The sequence below is a fragment of the Streptomyces roseochromogenus subsp. oscitans DS 12.976 genome, assembly GCF_000497445.1.
In the GTDB taxonomy this organism is placed as follows: Bacteria; Actinomycetota; Actinomycetes; order Streptomycetales; family Streptomycetaceae; genus Streptomyces; species Streptomyces oscitans.
Genome location: NZ_CM002285.1, coordinates 2,408,677 through 2,427,377, shown reverse-complemented (window position 1 = coordinate 2,427,377; position 18,701 = coordinate 2,408,677). Strand labels below are relative to the sequence as shown.

Sequence of the window (18,701 nt, the reverse complement as noted above, 5' to 3'; positions counted from 1 at the left end):
CGTGCTCGCCGTCGCAGCGGCCGACGCGATGGAGGGGGCCGGGATGACCGCGATCATCGGCGCCGTGCTGGCCGGACTCGCCCTGCCCGACCGCGCGGACGGCCCCTGGGCCACGGCGGTGGCCTCCGTCGCCCGCTGGGGCCGGGCCCTTCTGCCGGTCTTCTTCGTGGTCAGCGGCCTCACCGTGCTGACCAAGGGACTCAGCGGAACCTCGGTCACCCTGGTCGTCCTCACCCTGCTGCTCGGCACCGTGGGCAAGGCCGGCGGCGGCTACGCCGGTGCCCGGCTGGCCGGCCACGGCCGGCTGGACTCACTGCGCGTGGGTGCCCTGATGAACACCCGCGGCCTGACCGAACTCATCGCCCTCCAGGTCGGCGTCAGCGCCGGGATCCTGACCCCGCCCGTATACCTGGCCTACCTCGTGATGGCACTGGCCAGCACGGCCCTGACCGGCCCCGGCCTCCAGCTGATCGACCGGGCCGAACTGCGCCGAGACCCGCTGCTGCTCGCCGCCCCGGGCTCCGTCGAAGCCCGGGCCTCCGCGAAAGGTGACCTGCTGTGAACCACACACCCGGACTGACCCGAAAACCCGTCTCCCCGGACACCTTCAAGGCGTTGATGTCCGAGTTTCCCAGCGGTGTCTCCGTGGTGACGACGACCGACGAGGACGGCCGCCCCTGGGGCATGACCTGCTCCGCCCTGTGCAGTCTGAGCATCGAACCGCCCACCCTCATGGTGTGTCTGCGCGCCGACAGCCCCACCCTGGCGGCGGTGCTGCGCAGCGGCCGGTTCGTGGCCAACCTGCTGCACGGCGACGGCCAGGACGTGGCGCGCCTGTTCGGGTCCGGCAGCAGCCGCGGCGAACGCTTCAAGAGCGTGACCTGGACCGCGGGACCGGCCGGACCGCACCTGTCGGCGGACACCCACGCCATCGCCGACTGCCGGGTCACCCGGACAGTCGACGGCGGCACCCACCTGATCGTTCTCGGCGAGGTCTTCGACGTCACCCGGCGCGACGGCAAGCCCCCGCTGCTCTACGGACGGCGCCGCTTCCACACCCTGCCCCACGACACCACCCCGACCCGATGAGTGAGCCCACCATGACGACCCGTACGGGAGCGGCGGCATGACCACAGCCGAAATCGCCGCCAAGCTCGACGCACACGACCCGCTCGCCCCGGCCCGTGACCGTTTCCTGCTGCCCGCCGGCACCGTCTACCTGGACGGCAACTCCCTCGGGGCGCTGCCCGCCAAGGTGGCGCGGACGGTCGGACACACGATCACGAAGCAGTGGGGCGAGGACCTCATCACCAGCTGGTTCCGGGGCGGCTGGCTCCGGCTCCCGCTCACGGTGGGCGACAGGATCGGCCGTCTGCTGGGCGCCGGACCGGGGCAGACCGTCGTCGGCGACACCACCTCGGTGCAGCTGTTCAACGCGCTCATCGCCGCCGCCCGGCTGCGCCCCGGACGCCGCGTCCTGCTGATGGACGCCGGAGGGTTTCCCACCGACCGCTACCTCGCCGCCTCCGCGGCCCGACTGCTGGGCCTGGAACTGCGCGAAGCCCCCATGGACCGGTTCGCGGAGGCCGTCCGGGCCGCCGGTGACCAACTCGCCGTCGCCACCGCGAGCGCCGTCGACTTCCGCACCGGCGAACTGTGGGACCTCGCCGGACTCACCCGCGCGACACACGATGCGGGCGGTGTGGTGGTCTGGGACCTCAGCCACGCCACCGGCGCCGTACCGCTGGCCCTGGACCGCGACGGGATCGACTTCGCGGTGGGCTGCTCCTACAAGTTCCTCTCCGGCGGCCCCGGCGCACCCGCCTACGGCTATGTCGCCCGCCGCCATCACGACCGCCTCGACCACCCGCTCACCGGATGGCACGGACACGCCGACCCGTTCGCGATGGAACCGTCCTACCGCCCGGCCGACGGCATCGCCCGCTATCGGTCCGGCACCCCGCACATCCTGTCCCTGGTCGCACTGGACGCGGCCCTCGACGCCTTCTGTGACGTGGAGCCGGAACAGATCCGCGCCAAGAGCCTGTCGCTGAGCGCGTTCTTCATCGACTGCGTCGACGAGCACCTGGCCGGCCGCGGCTTCGACGTCGTCACACCCCGTGAACCGCAGCGCCGCGGCTCACAGGTGACGCTCCGTCATAAAGACGCCGAGGAACTGATGGCCACCCTGATCGAACGCGGCTTCATCGGCGACGTACGCCCCCCGAACCTGCTGCGCTTCGGCCTCAACGCGCTGTACGTCTCGCACGCCGACGTCCTCGCGACCGTACGGGAACTGCACGCGCTGACCTGACCGGTCCTCGTCCACGCCCCAACCCCTCGGAGATGCCATGTGGTTCAGTCATATCCTCGACCGGCACTGCCAGCAGCGCGGTGACGCGCCGGCCGTGGTCGAGGGCAGCAAGGAGCTGACTTGGCGTCAACTCAGCTCTGCAGTCCACTCGCTGGCGGCCCACCTGCACGACCGCGGTATCAGGCACGGCGACCGCGTCGCCGTCTATTCCCGCAACCGCGCCGAAATGATCGTCAGCTACTTCGCGCTGGCACACCTGGGCGCCCCCTTCGTCCCGGTCAACCACGCGATGCAGCCCGCCGAGTACCAGGACGTCGCCGAACGCTTCGCCGTGAAGCACGTCCTGGGTGAGCAGCGGCTGCTGGCCCGGCTCGGCCTCGCGGAAGACGCGCAGACGGATTTCGACAGCCCGCGGTTCCAGGCGGTGCTCACCGCCGAGACCCCGCCGCCCCCGCTCGCCGGCCGGATGGAGGACCCCTTCGCGGTGCTCCTCACCTCCGGCACCACCGGCAGGCCCAAGGGCGTGGTGCAGACCGCACAGGCTCTGCGCCAGATGTCCCTGTCCTGGCTGGCCGCGACCGGAGCGGACGACCGGGTGCGCCTGCTCAACCTCAACTCGCTGGCACACGGCAGCATCACCTTCACCAGCCACTACCTGGCCGCCGGCGCCACCATCCACCTCCAGCGCGAGTTCCAGCCCCGCGCCGTGCTGCGCGCCATCCAGCAGAAGGGGATCACCCACGTCTGGCTGGTGCCGCAGATGCTGCGCTTCCTGCTCACCGCCGCCGGACCGGACGCCACTGTCGACAGCGGACTGCGGGAGATCATGTTCGGCGCCTCGCCGATCACCCCGGAACTCCTCGAACAGACCCGGCGCACCTTCGGCTGCGACATCCGCAACGTGTACGGCATGACGGAGGCCGGCGGCACCTTCGCCACCTGGCTCAGCCCGGCCCACGACAACGGACCGCGGGTGCCGCTCGCCTCCAGCGGACGCTCCGTGCCCGGCCTGCACGTCGAGATCCAGGACGACGCCGGCATCCCCCTGCCCACCGGCACCGTCGGCGAGGTCTGCGTGCGCTCCGCGGGACGCATGTCGTCCTACCTCGACAACCAGGCCGCCACCGACGAGACCGTGGTGAACGGCTGGGTACGCACCGGCGACCTCGGTCTGATGGACGAGAACGGCTTCGTCCACCTCAAGGACCGCAAGAAGGACCTCATCAAACGCGGCGGACAGAACGTGTACCCCGCCGAGGTCGAAGCCGCCATCCGCGAGTACCCGGGCGTGCACGACGTCGCGGTGATCGGCGTACCCGACCCCGACTGGACGGAGGCACCGGCCGCCTTCGTCGTACCCGAGGAAGGCGCCAGGCTGTCCGCCCTCGACCTCCTGGTCTTCCTGCGCGGCCGGCTCGCCACCTACAAGCAGCCCAGGGAACTGGTCTTCGTCGACGAGATCCCCCGCAACGGGGCGGGCAAGGTGCTGCGCCGCGTGCTGGCCGAGAACGCACAGGACATCAACCACGCAGAGAAAGAGGTCGCTTCGCGATGAAGCCCTATTCCGCCACGCGGGTCGGCAGCCTCGACCTGGGCGCCGTGTTCGCGGTCGGCGCCGCCGAGAACCCCGCCACCCGGATCATCCTCGACCACGACCTGGCCCTGTACCCCGAGGCCGGCCGCATCCTGACCATGGCCAAGGCCGCCGGACTGGTCGAGGACCTGGCCGGCCGGCTCAAGGCCGCCGGAGTCACCGCCGGTTCCTACGTCGCGATCTGCGCCACCCACCGCTTCGACATCATCCTCGCCGCCTGCGCGGCCGGCCGTGTCGGCGGCGTCCCGGTGATGCTGGCCGCCGACTCCGACGGGCCCACCGTGGACGCGCTGCTGGCCAAGCTGGACCGCACCGCCTACCTGGTGACCGACGCCGAGAAACTCACCTACGACCTCGCGGAGGTCCCGCTGGCGAGCCGGGTCGCCGGCGTCCTGTCGCTGGCCGGCGACCACCCGGGCGCCGTCACGCTCGCCGACACCGTCCCGCTGGCCGGCCCCTTCGCCAAGCCGCGCTCGGCGAACGCCCCCGCGCTGGTCACCCACAGCTCCGGCACCACCGGCCTGCCCAAGCTGATCGTCCAGTCCGGCCGCAGCCTCTACTGGCACTTCCACCCCCAGTACCGTCGCGCCCGCTATCTGCGGCTCACCGGCACCCTGGCCACCGTCACCTCCTTCGCGCACGTCCGTATCTGGCCGATGCTGATGATCGCTGCCCGCATCGGCCAGGACCTGGCCTTCCTCACCAACCCCGACCCGGCGCGCGCCGCCGACCTGTTCCTGCAGACACGCCCCGAGATCGTCGAGGCCTTCCCCAACGTGATGCTGCGCTGGGAAGGAATGGCCGACGACCCCCGCGAACCCCTCGCCAACGTACGGTTGTTCCGCAGCACATTCGACGCGATGCACCCGCGCACCATCCTGCGGATGATGGACGCGTCCCGGCGCCGGCTGCCCATCTACGGTCAGGGTTACGGGCAGTCGGAGGTCGGCGGAGCGATCAGCTTCCTCGGCACCAAGGGCATGGTCAGCCGCCTGGGCACCCGCTGCGTGGGCCGGCCGCTGTTCGGCGTCACCAAGATGCGCATCGAACGCCCGGCCGGAGCCGACCCCCGCACCCCGGGCAAGATCTGGGTTCGCTCCCGGGGCCGCGCCATCGGCATCATCGGCGAGCAGCAGCAGTACCAGGAGCGGTTCCGCGACGGCTGGTGGGACATGGGCGACGTCGGCTACCAGGGCCGCTTCGGCGCCCTCTACCTGCTCGACCGGGTCGTCGACCGCATCGACGGCGTCGACAGCACGCTGTCCCTGGAGGACACCCTGATGACCCGGCTGCCCGAACTGGTCGAGGTCGTCGTCGTGCCCGCCGAGGAAGGGCGCGCCACCCCGGTGGTGTGCACACAGAAGGACGAGCCGCTCGACCGGGTCCGCTGGAAGGAGGCCGTCCGGGACCTCGGGGACCTGGCCGAACCGCTCCAGGTCCGCTGGGAGGATCTGCCCGTCACCTCTACCTGGAAGATCCGTCGTCCGCTGTTGCGCCGCAAGCTTGCCGAGGGGACGCTGCCGGTCCTGGAGCCCCGGTCATGACACACCCGTCCTTGGGCGGCGACGGGGCGGGCCCGGCGCGGGCGGTCGCCTGCATCGGCGCCGGCCCCGCCGGCCTGCTCGCCGCCACGCAGATCAAGGCCGCCCGGCCCGGCTGGCGGGTGGAGGTCTTCGAACGCCAGCCGCGCGGCGTCACGTTCGGCTACGGCGTCGTCTTCTCCGACATCGCGGTACGCACCATCGAGTACCTCGCGCCGACGCTCGGCGAACTGCTCGTCAAGCAGACCCGCTGGGAGGACGTCGAGGTCCGCTCGCACGGCGGCCGCCACCGCATCCCCGGCCACGGCTATGTGGCGCTGTCCCGCCACCGCCTGCTCGGCGAACTCGTGCGGCGGGCGGAGGACGTCGGCGTGGTGGTGCACCACGAGACGCCGGTGGCCCTGGACGAACTGCGCGACGCCTACGACCTGGTGATCGCCGCGGACGGGGCACGCAGCCGCACCCGGCGGGCCCTCGCCCGGGAGCTGGGCGCGAGCGTGACGGAGGGCCGCTCGCGTTTCGCCTGGCTGGGCACCGGCGCCCGGTTCGACGCGATGACCTTCATCTTCGAGCAGACCTCCACCGGCGTCGTGGTCGCCCACGGCTATCCGCACGGCGACGGCATCAGCACCTTTGTCGTAGAGGTCCCGGAGGGCACCGGCGCGGCCGAGGAGGTGGACCTGCCCCACTGGGAACACGTCCTCGCGAAGCACCTGGACGGCCACCCTCTCGAAGCGCGCGACTCCGCCTGGTCGCGGTTCCCGCAGGTACGACTGGAGCGCTGCGTTCACGACAACGTGGTCGTGATCGGCGACGCCGCGCACACCGCGCACTACTCGGTCGGCTCCGGCACCCGGCTGGCCCTGGAGGACGGCTTCTACCTGGCCCGTATGCTCACCCGCTACCCGGACCTCTCCCACGCCCTGGCGGAGTACCAGCGCCGCCGACTGCCCAGTGCCCGCGAACTCCAGACGGCCGGCGCCCGCAGCATGCGCTGGTTCGAGCGCGCACCGCTCTACCTGAAGCGCCCCGCCGCCCAGTTCTCGGCGCACCTGCTCACCCGCGCCGCACACGTCGTTGCCGAGGATCTCAAGGCGGACGTTCCCGCACTCGCCGGGGCAGCGGCCGCCGAGCTGGCCGAGGCGGCCGGCAGCGCCGTGTCCGAGAGCGCCTTCGACGTACCGCTGAACACCGGCACGCTGCACCTGCCCGGCCGCAGGGTCACCGAGACGGGCGCCGCTGCCACCGACGAGGGCCCGTCCCTCGTACTGAGCCCCTCGCCCAGCCGTCCGGAAGCCGGATCCCCGCCCCACCTGACGGTCCGTCTGCCCGGCGAGGATCACCCCCGGCTCGCGCTGTACGAGACCGGTCCGTGCCCCGAGACGGCCGAGCAGGCGGCCGAGGGCACCCGACGGATACTGGAGCAGTCACCCCACCCGGCGACGGTGCCGGCCACCGGGATCCGCGTGCGGGTGGGACCGGGCGCGCAGTCCCGGCCCCGGCAGGCCGCAGCCGCGCTCCAGGCCCAGGCCCGGGCCCTGTACGAGGTCGGCCGCTGCGACCTCGTGGACCTCGCGGCCGAACCCGGCCGCGAACCGGCTCCGGGCGAGTCGACCGCGGTTCTGGAGATCGCGGGAGCCGTCCGCGCCGCCACCGGTATCCCGGTCATGCTCAGCGGCTTCCGCGCCGAACCGGGCCAGATCGAGACGCACCTGCTCGCGGGCCGGATCGACCTGTGGTGCGAACCGGAGGGTGAGGTCTGAGGGACCGGGGCGCACCTCGTCCCGGCCGGGTCAGCCGGTCCAGCTCAGAACCGGCGCGAGCGACCGCGTGAAAGTGCGTCGGGGGGCGCAGCGCAGGGCGGTGTCGCGCAGGGCGACCGCCGCGGGGGAGGCCCACTGGGCGACGGCGCCGATACGGCGGGAACGGGCCGCGATCATCTGCGTACGGGGGCGGCGCAGACGGTCGTAGGCGCTCAGCCCACCGCCGTCGAGCGAACGGGCGAGGACGACGGCGTCCTCCAGGGCCTGGCACGCCCCCTGTCCCAGATTCGGGGTCATGGCGTGTGCCGCATCGCCCACGAGAGCCGCGTTGCCCTTGAAGTACGTGGGCAGCGGCGGCAGTTCGTACAGGTCGTGACGGAGCACGGCGTCGGATGCGGTCGCGGCCAGCAGCGCGGGGATCGGATCGTGCCAGGCGGCGAACCGTCGGCGCAGCCCGGCGAGACCGGGATCGGCGGCTCCCTGCGGCGCGTTGGCGACGGCGAAGCAGTAGACCCTTCCGTCAGCCAGGGGAGCGTAACCGAAGCGTGCGCCACGCCCCCATGTCTCACTGCCCTCGCTCACCGCGACCGGATCGGTGACCATGCGCCAGGCCGTGTATCCGGCATACCGCGGTGTGATCCCGTTGCCCCACAACGAGGCACGGACGACACTGCGGATGCCGTCGGCCCCCACGAGCAGATCGCCGCGGCAGGTCCCGTCGGAGTGGTGCAGGGTGCCGTCGGCCTGCACCCGGTGCACGGTGATGCCGCTGTGCAGCGCCGCCGCGGGCAGCGCGGAACGCAACAGATCGAGCAGTTCGGCACGGTGGATCATCGCTGTCGGGCCGTAGCGCCGTTCGATGTCCGCCGTATCGGAATGGGACAGCCAGCGCCCCTTGGGGTCACGAATCCCGGCCTGCCCCGCCAGAACCGAGCGCTGACGCACCGAGCCGTCCAGACCCAGGACTTCCAGGGCCCGAAACGCGTTCGGCCACAGCGACAGCCCTGCGCCGACCTCGCCGAACTCCGGCGCCCGTTCGAGAACGTCGACCTGCCACCCCGCCCGGTGCAGCGCGAGCGCGGCCGCCAGCCCGCCGATACCCCCGCCGACGATGATCGCTGTACGCATGGGTCTCCTCCGCGCGGGACCGAGCCAGGCCCGGGCCTTGCCTGGGTCCGGGACAATTAGACAGACATCATGGTAAGTGAATATCCACAATGTCACGGGGTGATGGCCTGAATGACCGGCCGACGGGCGCTGGTTGGCCGAACCCAGGTCGTTTGCCGGCCGGGCCGCCGCCGCCACTCGTACGGCCAGGGCTCCCTGCAGATGCCGGAGGTCCGCCATCGCGCACACGTGCTAGGGCAGGTCCAGGACTCCCGCGGGTGTGTCGATGCGGATCGTGAGGCTGTCGGGGCCTTCGGCGAGGGGGAGATCGGTACCGAGGGCAATCAGCTGACGGTGGACCTTGGACGGGTTCGGCGCACTGGCGGACATGGCCAGGAGGGTGACACTGGGCAGCCCGGCCGCCGGCTGCGCGGTGGTGCCCCAGTCGATCAGGAACGGAACCACTCCGGCACTCTCGTCGAGCGTCAGGCGCCATTCCAGCAAGGTGCCGTCCGGGCGTTGCCGACTCATGGCACGGATCGGGCCGGTGCTCTCCCCGGCGGAGCGGGCGGCGGTCACCGTCGCGTCCAGATCGGGCGGGCAGATCGCCCAGGTCACGATGCTCGGCGCGGGCAGTTGGTCGATACCGAAGGGGCGCGGGCGGGCTGGATCCGGCTGCTCCGGGTCCGGGCCGATGATTTCGAGGTAGCACGGACCGCCGAGGCCGACCAGGTAGTTGCGAGTGCCCAGGCCGACATGAGCGCCACCGGGTGCGGGAGCCACGCCGGTGCGCCGGGTGAAGTCGGCGACGGTTGCCGCCAAGTCCGGGGTGGCGTAGACGAGGTGATCCAGCAGCGGAGAAATGGGAACCACCTCCGCAGGCTAACAGCCTTGGCCGACTCCACTCCTGTCCCGCCGCCCCGGCTTCTTCAGGGCGGCCGCCGATCGGAATGCGGACGCCCGGGCATGGGTGACCGACGTGGAGCCCTTTGGTTCATCGAGGCCGGCACCTCGGCGGCCCGAGGTCGCGCGGTCATGGATGCTTGGTTCAGTGGGAAGGCGAACTCCCTGGCGATCCCTGAGACCCCCTGAGGGTCGTGCGGGTACGTTGAGGGGCGGGAAACATGCAGGTCATGGCGGGTATGGAGTGGAACTCATGCGGTTGACGGTCTTCTGGCAGCGGATGGCGGAACACTTCGGTCCGGGGTACGCCGACACCTTCGCGCGCGATCACGTCATGTCGGAGCTGGGCGGACGCACGGTGCACGAGGCCCTGGACGCCGGCTGGGCAGCGAAGGACGTGTGGCACGTGGTCTGCACGGTCATGGAGGTGCCGGGCGAGCGGCGCTGAGCCGCTGGTGGGAGAGAGCCGCCCGCTACGCCTCGATCATCCGTGAAGAGTCCGGCCGTACGGCACCGATCGGTCACGAACCCTCCATCAACTGACCGGGCTCTTGATCAACATATTGATCGCGTTCTTCCCGTCCCGGCGCTGGCCACCCTTCAGGCCTTCCTGGGGGGCGTATATGTACTGGGGGCGTATGTGTAGCGGGCGGGTGTCGCCTCGGTCCTGGCTCGGCTGTCTTCAGTACGTCAGCATCGCCCACACCCCCGCGCCGGCGACGGCCGCCGCGTAACAGCCGACCGCTGTTGCCACGATGCGCCGGCGGGTCCGTTCGCTGCAGGGTGAGCGGGACAGCAGCCAGGCCAGTGCGGGCAGGACGAGTACGGCGTGCAGGCTCACGCCGTGCAGGGGCTTGAGCGGGGCCGTCGAGTGGTAGGCGGCCTCCTGGTGTCCGGTCCTCGTGAGCACGACCCCACGCGCGATCATCGCCGCCCCGGAGGCCAGCGCCACCAGCAGGATCGCGAACCCGGAGCGGACCGCGAGCGGCATGCCGACGGGGCCTGCCGGCCGGTGCCGGAAGGACGTGACGGCGAATACCGTGAGCAGGGCGACCAGGACACCACCGCCCACGGCGAGCGTCAGGGACACCGTCGTGTCGAAGGGGGTCTCCATGTTCAGATGCGAGGGCACCCGGCGCCACGCCTGGAGGGTGATGCCGCCGACCTCCACCACACAGTCGGCGGCGAAGACGAGCAGCAGGACCGCGCGCAGCCGCGGGCTGACGCGCAGGTACGACGTGACCCAGGTGATCGCTGCCAGCGTCAGCCCGAAGGAGAGCCCGAAGGTGATGGGCTTGCGCCAGGAGACGGGGCCGTACCAGGGGCCGCCGTCGACCGCGAACACCACCAGATGTGCGAGACCGGACAGGATGAGAAACAGCCCCGTCGCATGGCAGAGGCGGTCGACGGCGCGCGGATTCTTCATGGGCCAAGGCTCCCGGGGGGCGGCCCCGTGGTCGTCGTCCGGCCGAAGGCACCCGCCGTACGCCGTCGGAAGTAGCGGTGCCGGGTGCCGGTGAACGGTGGGTGTGATCAACGGTGGGTCGCTGCGATGAGACGGCGTAGCGAGACGGCGTAGCGAGACGGCGTAGCGCTGCCCGGGCGGGTGGGCCCCAGGTGGGTTTGCCGCCCGGGCGGCCCTGGATGCCGGCCTCTCCGATGAGGAGGCCGCTGAGGGCTTGCAGCACCGCCCGGCCGCGGGCGCGGTGCAGGGTCGTGGGGTCCGGGGCGGGCCGGTAGGCGGCGTGGAAGCGGTCGGTGGCGCCGTCCGGCAGGAGCACCCGGGCTGCGGCGAGGTCACAGGCCGGATCGCCCGTGCAGAGGTCGCCGAAGTCGATCACGCCGCAGAAAGTGCCGTCCGCGGTGAGGACGTCGGCCGGATGCAGGTCGCCGTGGAGTCACAGGGCCGGACCCGCCCAGGCGGGCGCGGCGACGGCGTCTTCCCAGACCGCGCGGACGGCGCCTGGGGCAGGGATCAGTCCCAGTTGGGTGGCCGAGGCGAGGCCTTCGGTGAACTGCTCGGCACGGTCGGGTCAGGTCGGTGAAGGGACGTCAGGAAGGCGGCCAGGGTGTCGGCCGCCTCCGCGGCCCTCGTGGCGGGGGCACGGTCGGCGGGTGTGCCCGGCACCCATGTGGTGACGATCCAGGGCCGCGGAAACCGCTCGGAGGGCTCGCCGAGGCGCTGCGGGACCGGGGCCGGCAGGGGAAGGCGCGGGTCGAGGGCGGGCAGCCAGGCGTACTCCTTGCGCAGCAGCACGTCCGCGGACCGCGTCGCCCAGGGCAGCCGGACGGCGATCCCGGACGAACTCCGCGGTGATCTCGATCTCGGTGTGGGTCATGCGGATCGACGATGGGCGTGCGGCGGCCGGTCCGGACCGCTTTCCGGCCGCGGGCGCCGCCGAACCCTGGCTTCCGGTGCCGAGCGGTGCGCTTGACACGAAAATCGAACATCCATTCTCATGGAGGCTCAGGCGAGGCTCTAGGCAGTGGATTTCATCCCATTTTGCGGGAGGAAGTCCCTCGGTTATCCACAGGCTGGGCCTGCGTCGGGGCGCATTGTCAGTGGCAGGGGTTAGCGTCTTTGACGTGAAGCGATCGACTCAAGCAAACCGGGTGGAACCCATGGCAGGAACCGACCGCGAGAAGGCGCTCGACGCCGCGCTCGCGCAGATTGAACGGCAATTCGGCAAGGGCGCGGTCATGCGCATGGGCGAGCGGTCGAGGGAGCCCATCGAGGTCATCCCGACCGGGTCGACCGCACTCGACGTCGCCCTCGGTGTCGGTGGCCTGCCGCGCGGCCGTGTCGTGGAGATCTACGGCCCGGAATCGTCCGGTAAGACGACCCTGACCCTGCACGCGGTGGCGAACGCGCAGAAGGCCGGCGGCCAGGTCGCCTTCGTGGACGCGGAGCACGCCCTCGACCCTGAGTACGCGCGCAAGCTCGGCGTCGACATCGACAACCTGATCCTCTCCCAGCCGGACAACGGCGAGCAGGCGCTGGAGATCGTGGACATGCTGGTCCGCTCCGGTGCGCTCGACCTCATCGTCATCGACTCCGTCGCCGCGCTCGTCCCGCGCGCGGAGATCGAGGGCGAGATGGGCGACAGCCACGTGGGTCTGCAGGCCCGGCTGATGAGCCAGGCCCTGCGGAAGATCACCAGCGCGCTCAACCAGTCCAAGACCACCGCGATCTTCATCAACCAGCTCCGCGAGAAGATCGGCGTGATGTTCGGCTCCCCGGAGACCACGACCGGTGGCCGGGCGCTGAAGTTCTACGCCTCCGTGCGCATCGACATCCGCCGCATCGAGACCCTGAAGGACGGCACCGAAGCGGTCGGTAACCGCACCCGCTGCAAGGTCGTCAAGAACAAGGTCGCCCCGCCCTTCAAGCAGGCCGAGTTCGACATCCTCTACGGCCAGGGCATCAGCCGCGAAGGCGGTCTGATCGACATGGGCGTGGAGCACGGCTTCGTCCGCAAGGCCGGCGCCTGGTACACGTACGAGGGCGACCAGCTCGGCCAGGGCAAGGAGAACGCGCGCAACTTCCTCAAGGACAACCCCGACCTGGCCAACGAGATCGAGAAGAAGATCAAGGAGAAGCTGGGCGTCGGTGTCCGGCCGGAGGAGCCCGCCGCCGAGCCCGGCGCGGACGCCGCAGTCACTACCACGGCCGCCGACGACACCAAGACGGCCCCCGCCCCGGCAGCCGCCAAGGCCACCAAGCCCAAGGCCGCCACAGCCAAGAGCTGACCCGTGACACGACGAACCGACTGGGCCGAGTACGAGTACGCCACCCCCGCTGCCCCACGGGGGAGGGGCACCGGGGGCTACCCGGGCTCCGCCCCGGACGGTGACGACGGAAACCGGGACGACGGCTACGACGGCCACAAGGGTTACGGCGGGCACGACGACTACCGCGGAACCGGGGGATACGCGGACGACGACGGAGCCCACCGGGTCGGCACGGGCGCCCCAGGAGACACGGGCGACGGGCCGTACGGTGGTGGCTCGCCCGGCCGTGGCTCGGGCCGCCGTTCAGGCGGTGGTTCAGGTCATGGTTCCGGCAGTGGCGTCGGCTCACGGGGCGGCCGGGGGCGTGGCCGGCGGCGCGGTTTCGGGGACGCGCCCGGTGAGGACGAAGGCACCCCTTCCTCGTCGAGGGCCGAGCGGGGGGAGTCTTCAGGGGACCCGGCTGAGCGGGCACGGGCGATCTGTCTGCGCCTGCTCACCGGGACCCCGCGCACTCGCAAGCAACTCGCGGACGCCCTGCGTAAACGGGAGATCCCCGAGGACGTGGCCGAGGAGGTGCTGTCGCGGTTCGAGGAGGTCGGGCTGATCGACGACAGCGCGTTCGCGGAGGCCTGGGTGGAGTCCCGGCACCATGGCCGGGGACTCGCGCGCCGGGCGCTCGCCCAGGAACTGCGCACGAAGGGCGTCGACTCGTCGCTGATCGACGAGGCTGTCTCCCAGCTCGACTCCGAGCAGGAAGAGGCGACGGCCCGCGAACTCGTTGCCCGCAAACTGCGCGCCACCCGTGGCCTCGACCGCGACAAGCGGCTCCGCCGCCTCGCCGGCATGCTCGCCCGCAAGGGCTACCCCGAGGGCATGGCCCTGCGCGTCGTACGCCAGGCCCTGGAGGAAGAGGGCGAGGACACGGAATTCCTCGGGGAAGGGAGCCTCTGAGGAGAAGGGGGCCTACGAGTTCTCGGGGCGGGGATGCTCGCCGGGTGGGGCGTGGGCGCCGGGCCTGCAAACAGCCCGAAGGCCGCGCACCCGACTCGCCGTGTCCCCGGTGTAGCTCGGGTCATGTCTGAACTCACCTTCCTCGCCGAGGCGTTGACCCCGTCCCGTCCGTCCGGCACGGGCCGTCGTAGCGCCTATGGACAGGCCTGGAACTCCGCCACGCTGACGCCGTATCGGACGGAGCCTGCCCGGGAGTTCGCCCTGCACCGGCTCGCTGCGGCCTCCCGCACCGTTCAGGGCCGCACCGGCTCCACCGGCAGCCCCTCCGCCCGCCACGCCTGGAAGCCGCCCACCAGGTCTGTTGCCCGGTGGAGGCCCAGTTGGCGGAGGGAGGTGACGGCGAGGCTGGAGGCGTAGCCCTCGTTGCAGAACACCACGACCGGCAGGTCGTGGCCGGTGGCCTCGGGGACGCGGTGGCTGCCCTGGGGGTCGAGGCGCCACTCCAGTTCGTTGCGCTCGATGACGAGGGCGCCGGGGATCACTCCGTCCCGCTCGCGCAGGGCCGCGTAGCGGATGTCCACCAGCAGCGTCGCACCGGTCCGCACCGCCTCGTGCGCCTCCCGTGCCTCGACGCGCCGGTAGCCCGCGCGCACTCGCTCCAGCAACTCGTCTATGCCGACGGGCCGTTCACTCCCGCCCGCTGCCTCTACCGCGCCGTTCGCCGTCGCCGGGGTGCCGTCCGACGGTGTCTTCTCCATGCCGTTCGCCGTGGTCACGGCGCTACCCGGCCGTCTCTTCTCCGTGCCGTTCGCCGTCACCACAGCCCCACCCACGGGTGTCTCCTCCGCCCCGCTCACTGCCAGTCCTCCGGGCGTTCGACCTGCTCGAGGCGGAGGATGTGGCCGGTGCGGCTGTAGCGGCGGATGCGTGGCAGGGGCGGGTAGTAGGCGTGTACGGAGATCGCGTGCTCGTCGCGGGAGTCGTTGAGGACCTCGTGGACATGGTGGCGGCCGAAGGCGCGGCCCTCGCCGGCGCGCAGCCGGCGTTCGCGGTCCACGCCATCGGCGAGTTCCAGGGTCTTCCAGCCGTCGCTCGGCAGCCGGGCGGCCAGCGAGTGCTCCCTGAGTGCGCCGGAGGCCGTGAGGAACGCGCCGACCGAGTCGGCGTGGTCGTGCCAGCCGGTGCCGGTGCCGGGCGGCCAGCCGATCAGCCATGCCTCGCTCCCACCCGGCCCCTCAAGCCGCACCCAGGTGCGGCCCTCCGGATCGAGCGGCAGGGAGGCGATCAGCTCGGCGTCGGCGGCCGTACGCCGTACGAAATCGAGGAGGTCCGCCTGGGTGGGCGCCGAGCCGACGGCAGGGGACACGGAGGCAGGGGAGACAGACACGTACACCGTCCTGAGGGAGCGTTCGCGGAACGGGCGCACGACGGCGCCCGGAAGAAGAAAGCTGCGAATTCAGCAGGACGGGCGACACACGCAGCCCGCGTAGCGGACGAGGTCCATGTGGACCCTCCGCCACAGGCGCACGAAGGTGTCGGTCATGGTCCGGAGTACACCATGCGCGTGCACGGCGGTCAACTCACTGTCACCATGTGGACAGAGGGTGACAGGCTTCCGGGTCAGCGTGCGCCGGAGACAGCCTGTGCCTCCTCCTTCCTCGCGCCGCCCACCGTGGCCTCCGCCGCCACGTACAGTTCGGCCGGACGGACCCCGTTCAGCACGGTGACCAGGTGGCCGTCGGGGCGTACGAGCAGCACACTGTGCGCCGGCGCACCCGGGTAGCTCTCGGCGACCAGCAGTTCGGCGGGGTGCGGCAGTGCCGCCACGGCCGCCGCGAGCCGGGGCATGATCCCGGCGGACATCCAGTGTTTGCGGTCCCACACGCCCGTGCCCGGCGCGATCAGGACGACGAGCAGGGCACCCCGTCCGAACCGGTCGCGCAGTTGGACGAAGGAACCATCCTCCGCGGTGACCCGTACATCGGTGACCAGCGCGCCGCGCGGGGTGTCGACCGGGATCTCGCCCTCCAGCTGCCGGGGCGTCAGCGGGGAGTCGGCGTACACCTGCGGCGCGCCCAGCGACCCGCGTCCCAAGTGACCGTCCGTGAGCAGCGCGTCGTGCCCCCGCGCCGCGCCCGGGACGATCTGGCGCAGCCCGCCGGCACCGCGCAGCGCCGGCAGCACCTGGTCGGCGGCGCACAGCCGGGCGGTGATCACCGCGCGCCGCTCGGCCTGGTAGCTGTCCAGCAAGGCCTCGTGCGGGCCGTGGTGCCAGGCCGCGGCCAGCTTCCAGGCGAGGTTGTCGACGTCCCTGAGGCCCTCGTCCAGCCCCTGGGCGCCGAGCGCGCCGAGCAGATGGGCCGCGTCCCCGGCGAGGAAGACCCGGCCGGCGCGCCACCGGCGGGCCAGGCGGTGGTGCACCATGTGGACACCGGTGTCGAGCAGCTCGTACGCCGGTGTGGCGCCGCCCGTCCAGCCCGCGAGCGTCTCGCGGATCCGGGCCACCAGGGTCTCGGGCGTGACCAGGTCCTTGCCCGGTGGCAGCAGCCAGTCCAGGCGCCACACGCCGTCCGGGAGGGGGCGGGCGGTCACCTCCCCGGCCGAGGGCCCGGACTGCCGCCACGGCGGCATCCGATGGAGCAACGTCCGGCCCTCCCACGGAAGTTCCGCGCGCAGCGCCGCGACCGCGTGCCGCTCCACCGCCGTACGGCCCGGGAAGCGGATGTCCTGGAGTTTGCGCACCGTGGAGCGCGGTCCGTCGCAGCCGACCAGGTAACTGCCACGCCACCAGGTGCCGTTCGCGCCTCGGGTGTGCGCGGTGATGCCGGAACGCTCCTGCTCGATCGCGTCCAGGCGGTTGTCCACGGCCGTCTTCACCAGAGGTTCGTCGGCGAGGGCCGCACGCAGGGCGCCCGTGAGGACATGCTGGGCGATGTGCAGGGGGGCGGCATCCGACGCGTCGAAGGTGATCTCGCTCAACACCTGCTTGCGCCGCAGAGAACGCCATCCGGCCCAGCGCACTCCGTGCTCGGCGAGCGCCGTCCCGGTCAGCCGCTCCAGCAGGGCGGCCGTGTCCTGGCGCAGCACGACGGTACGCGCGGGGCGGGGTTCGTCCTTGCCGGGGCCCTCGTCCAGGACGACGCACGGCACCTCCTGGCGGGCCAGTGCCAGGGCGAGCGTGAGCCCGACGGGCCCCGCTCCGACGATGATCACCGGGTCCACGGCGCGGCGCCCCCTGTCCGCGGCGATGCCTCGACGGCGGTGAGTGAACAGGAAGGTGAAGCCGGGTGCACGATCACAGAACGTATGCAACCCATTGGCAGAGTTTGCGTCAAGTGACCAGAGGCAGCGTGCCTCCGATGATCGTCAGGCGGTTTGCTGAGTCGAGGCCCAGCCTCGCACGGGGCTGGCGGCGGCGCGGGCCACTTGTGGAATCACGTGGCCGTGCACTCACTATAAACGCACGTGCGAGCCTCTGTGTGAAATGACGAGGTTCACCCATTTACGTGAGTTGAGTCCGGATGGGTAGGTCATTTGCCTGCCATGCGATTCGAGCGGCATGGATGCGGCCCTCGGCATTCAGTTTCGCGCATATGGAACGAACGTGATCCTTTACTGTTCCCGGGCTGATAGTAAGCGTATGCGCGATGGATTGATTCGACAATCCTTCGCTCAGCAATTCCAAGACCTCGCGTTCCCTTGTGGTGAGGGTGTGGATCTTCGCCTGTGCGGCTCTCTTCCGCGCTGACTCGGTAATGGGTGCCGTGTACTCGTTAATGACCCTCCTTGCGATTTCAGGAGACAGTGCACAGCCGCCTTTTAATGCTGCGGTGATCGCCCACGGAAGATGCTGTGATGCACTTTCCTGTAGTAGGATTCCGGAGGCGCCAAGGGTGAGCAGTTGACGTGCTCCTCTTTCCGGTACGCGTTCCAGTACGAGGAGGGTGACAGGTGAACGTGTGAGCCTTTTCAGTTGAGTGAGGGGTTGAATCGACTCTTCGTACGAAGAAAAGCGGAACAGGATGAGATCGGGGCGTGTGACTGCAACCATTGACAGTGTTTCGCGTATCCGCCCTTCGGCGACCACGCTCAGTTTGGGCTGAGATTCCACGAGAGCACGGAAGCCTGCTCGAAAGAACTGCTGATCGTCAACAATTATTACCCGTGTCATTGTTCCCCCGGATGGATTAGATTCTGCCAGCGGCCAATCTGGTCAGGAGTGGCGGTGCGGCGGGCGGGACTGGGTTAGCTTATCGCGATATCGCTGGCGATGGTTGAGTTCAATCTCAAAACTGAGCCCTTCTTGAGGTTTCCGGGTGTTAATGGCTCGAATCATTCTCCGCTTATCAGTCATCGCTCTTTATGTCCTCTTTGTGGTTATACTGGGGAATTCGATAATTTCGTGCTGCTGGTGCTTCCGATGTCTGCGGCGGCGATGTCAACCCCCGGTTCGGAGGAGTTGCGTGAGACTTCCGTCGATCAGGGGGTGTGCTGAGTGCTCCGCATTCGAGAGGCTGGTCCAGCCGCGAAAACTTCAAGAGGGGGAGGCTTAATCCCATGCGCACAACACCCAGAGCTCTCCTGGTGGGACTTGCGGCGGTCGGCGTGATGCTTGTGGCGCCTTCCGCCGCATCGGCCAGCAGTGTCGAGCCGAAGGCGCATCCGTCCGACTGCCATTTTGGAAGCGATGGTGAATGGCGGACCTGGGCCATGTGTGAGCACAGCAATGGCGGCCACTACCGCGCCATTGCGAACTGCAAGGATCCCGGGACCGGGAACGTGACGACGGCTGAGGG

At 70.6% G+C, this 18,701-nt stretch carries 17 protein-coding genes and 1 pseudogene; 9 read left to right on the top strand and 9 right to left on the bottom strand.

The window, feature by feature from the left end:
- From M878_RS60420 to M878_RS92190, 6 genes are all read left to right on the top strand, one after another.
- A partial coding sequence (locus tag M878_RS60420) for a cation:proton antiporter domain-containing protein (protein WP_023546219.1) occupies window positions 1-562 on the top strand: 562 nt, incomplete at its 5' end.
- Entirely contained in the window at window positions 559-1,089 is a 531-nt protein-coding gene (locus M878_RS60415; protein ID WP_023546218.1) for a flavin reductase family protein, read from the top strand. The genes M878_RS60420 and M878_RS60415, both read left to right, overlap by 4 nt.
- A 37-nt stretch (window positions 1,090-1,126) precedes the next feature.
- The gene (gene kynU, locus M878_RS60410) at window positions 1,127-2,314 is read left to right on the top strand and encodes a kynureninase (protein ID WP_023546217.1); all 1,188 of its coding nucleotides are present in this window, start codon (window positions 1,127-1,129) and stop codon (window positions 2,312-2,314) included.
- 37 nt (window positions 2,315-2,351) lie between these two features.
- The gene (locus tag M878_RS60405; protein ID WP_023546216.1) at window positions 2,352-3,869 is read left to right on the top strand and encodes a class I adenylate-forming enzyme family protein; all 1,518 of its coding nucleotides are present in this window, start codon (window positions 2,352-2,354) and stop codon (window positions 3,867-3,869) included.
- Complete coding sequence (locus M878_RS60400; RefSeq protein ID WP_023546215.1) at window positions 3,866-5,452, top strand: AMP-binding protein; 1,587 nt, start codon at window positions 3,866-3,868, stop codon at window positions 5,450-5,452. Before M878_RS60405 ends, M878_RS60400 begins: the two co-directional genes overlap by 4 nt.
- Complete coding sequence (locus tag M878_RS92190; protein WP_023546214.1) at window positions 5,449-7,212, top strand: FAD-dependent monooxygenase; 1,764 nt, start codon at window positions 5,449-5,451, stop codon at window positions 7,210-7,212. Before M878_RS60400 ends, M878_RS92190 begins: the two co-directional genes overlap by 4 nt.
- A gap of 30 nt (window positions 7,213-7,242) precedes the next feature.
- On the opposite strand, the gene M878_RS60395 is transcribed toward M878_RS92190, so the two are convergent.
- Window positions 7,243-8,340 carry an FAD-dependent monooxygenase gene (locus M878_RS60395; RefSeq protein ID WP_023546213.1) on the bottom strand — a complete coding sequence of 366 codons (1,098 nt, stop codon included), beginning with the start codon at window positions 8,338-8,340 and terminating at the stop codon, window positions 7,243-7,245.
- A gap of 231 nt (window positions 8,341-8,571) precedes the next feature.
- Window positions 8,572-9,192, bottom strand: a complete 621-nt coding sequence (locus tag M878_RS60390; RefSeq protein WP_023546212.1) for a VOC family protein — start codon at window positions 9,190-9,192, stop codon at window positions 8,572-8,574.
- A 283-nt stretch (window positions 9,193-9,475) separates the two neighbouring features.
- Here M878_RS60390 and M878_RS60385 point away from each other — a divergent pair, with 283 nt between their 5' ends.
- Window positions 9,476-9,670: a DUF3046 domain-containing protein gene (locus M878_RS60385; protein ID WP_031224668.1), complete on the top strand. Its 195-nt coding sequence runs from the start codon at window positions 9,476-9,478 to the stop codon at window positions 9,668-9,670.
- Window positions 9,671-9,904: 234 nt separating this feature from the next.
- Here the strand turns inward: M878_RS60385 and M878_RS60380 are convergent, their stop codons facing one another.
- Both M878_RS60380 and M878_RS60375 read right to left on the bottom strand, forming a co-directional pair.
- Window positions 9,905-10,648: a hypothetical protein gene (locus M878_RS60380; RefSeq protein WP_023546210.1), complete on the bottom strand. Its 744-nt coding sequence runs from the start codon at window positions 10,646-10,648 to the stop codon at window positions 9,905-9,907.
- Between the two features lie 148 nt (window positions 10,649-10,796).
- Window positions 10,797-11,518 (bottom strand): annotated as a pseudogene (locus tag M878_RS60375) (phosphotransferase); the annotation flags it as partial.
- Between the two features lie 326 nt (window positions 11,519-11,844).
- Between M878_RS60375 and recA the strand changes: the two are divergent.
- Window positions 11,845-12,972, top strand: a complete 1,128-nt coding sequence (recA, locus tag M878_RS60370; protein WP_023546208.1) for a recombinase RecA — start codon at window positions 11,845-11,847, stop codon at window positions 12,970-12,972.
- Window positions 12,973-12,975: 3 nt separating this feature from the next.
- Entirely contained in the window at window positions 12,976-13,905 is a 930-nt protein-coding gene (gene recX / locus M878_RS94045) for a recombination regulator RecX (RefSeq protein WP_078630248.1), read from the top strand.
- A 293-nt stretch (window positions 13,906-14,198) separates the two neighbouring features.
- Here recX and M878_RS47525 read toward each other — a convergent pair whose 3' ends face one another.
- From M878_RS47525 to M878_RS94040, 5 genes are all read right to left on the bottom strand, one after another.
- Window positions 14,199-14,663 carry a rhodanese-like domain-containing protein gene (locus M878_RS47525; protein ID WP_078630601.1) on the bottom strand — a complete coding sequence of 155 codons (465 nt, stop codon included), beginning with the start codon at window positions 14,661-14,663 and terminating at the stop codon, window positions 14,199-14,201.
- A gap of 95 nt (window positions 14,664-14,758) precedes the next feature.
- Window positions 14,759-15,292: a cupin domain-containing protein gene (locus tag M878_RS60360; protein WP_031224664.1), complete on the bottom strand. Its 534-nt coding sequence runs from the start codon at window positions 15,290-15,292 to the stop codon at window positions 14,759-14,761.
- Window positions 15,293-15,361: 69 nt separating this feature from the next.
- Window positions 15,362-15,448, bottom strand: coding sequence for a putative leader peptide (locus tag M878_RS000000101395; protein WP_342452749.1), 87 nt, complete (start codon window positions 15,446-15,448; stop codon window positions 15,362-15,364).
- Window positions 15,449-15,525: 77 nt separating this feature from the next.
- Entirely contained in the window at window positions 15,526-17,127 is a 1,602-nt protein-coding gene (locus M878_RS60355; RefSeq protein WP_023546203.1) for an FAD-dependent monooxygenase, read from the bottom strand.
- 280 nt (window positions 17,128-17,407) lie between these two features.
- Complete coding sequence (locus M878_RS94040; protein WP_158692678.1) at window positions 17,408-18,016, bottom strand: response regulator transcription factor; 609 nt, start codon at window positions 18,014-18,016, stop codon at window positions 17,408-17,410.
- Window positions 18,017-18,701 lie beyond the last annotated feature (685 nt).

Coding starts and splice junctions, on each gene's coding strand:
- kynU (WP_023546217.1), top strand. CDS start 1,127: ATGACCACAGCCGAAATCGCCGCCAAGCTCGACGCACACGACCCGCTC.
- M878_RS000000101395 (WP_342452749.1), bottom strand. CDS start 15,448: ATGACCGACACCTTCGTGCGCCTGTGGCGGAGGGTCCACATGGACCTC.
- recA (WP_023546208.1), top strand. CDS start 11,845: ATGGCAGGAACCGACCGCGAGAAGGCGCTCGACGCCGCGCTCGCGCAG.
- M878_RS60395 (WP_023546213.1), bottom strand. CDS start 8,340: ATGCGTACAGCGATCATCGTCGGCGGGGGTATCGGCGGGCTGGCGGCC.
- M878_RS60405 (WP_023546216.1), top strand. CDS start 2,352: ATGTGGTTCAGTCATATCCTCGACCGGCACTGCCAGCAGCGCGGTGAC.
- M878_RS60380 (WP_023546210.1), bottom strand. CDS start 10,648: ATGAAGAATCCGCGCGCCGTCGACCGCCTCTGCCATGCGACGGGGCTG.
- M878_RS47525 (WP_078630601.1), bottom strand. CDS start 14,663: ATGGAGAAGACACCGTCGGACGGCACCCCGGCGACGGCGAACGGCGCG.
- M878_RS60400 (WP_023546215.1), top strand. CDS start 3,866: ATGAAGCCCTATTCCGCCACGCGGGTCGGCAGCCTCGACCTGGGCGCC.
- M878_RS92190 (WP_023546214.1), top strand. CDS start 5,449: ATGACACACCCGTCCTTGGGCGGCGACGGGGCGGGCCCGGCGCGGGCG.
- M878_RS60385 (WP_031224668.1), top strand. CDS start 9,476: ATGCGGTTGACGGTCTTCTGGCAGCGGATGGCGGAACACTTCGGTCCG.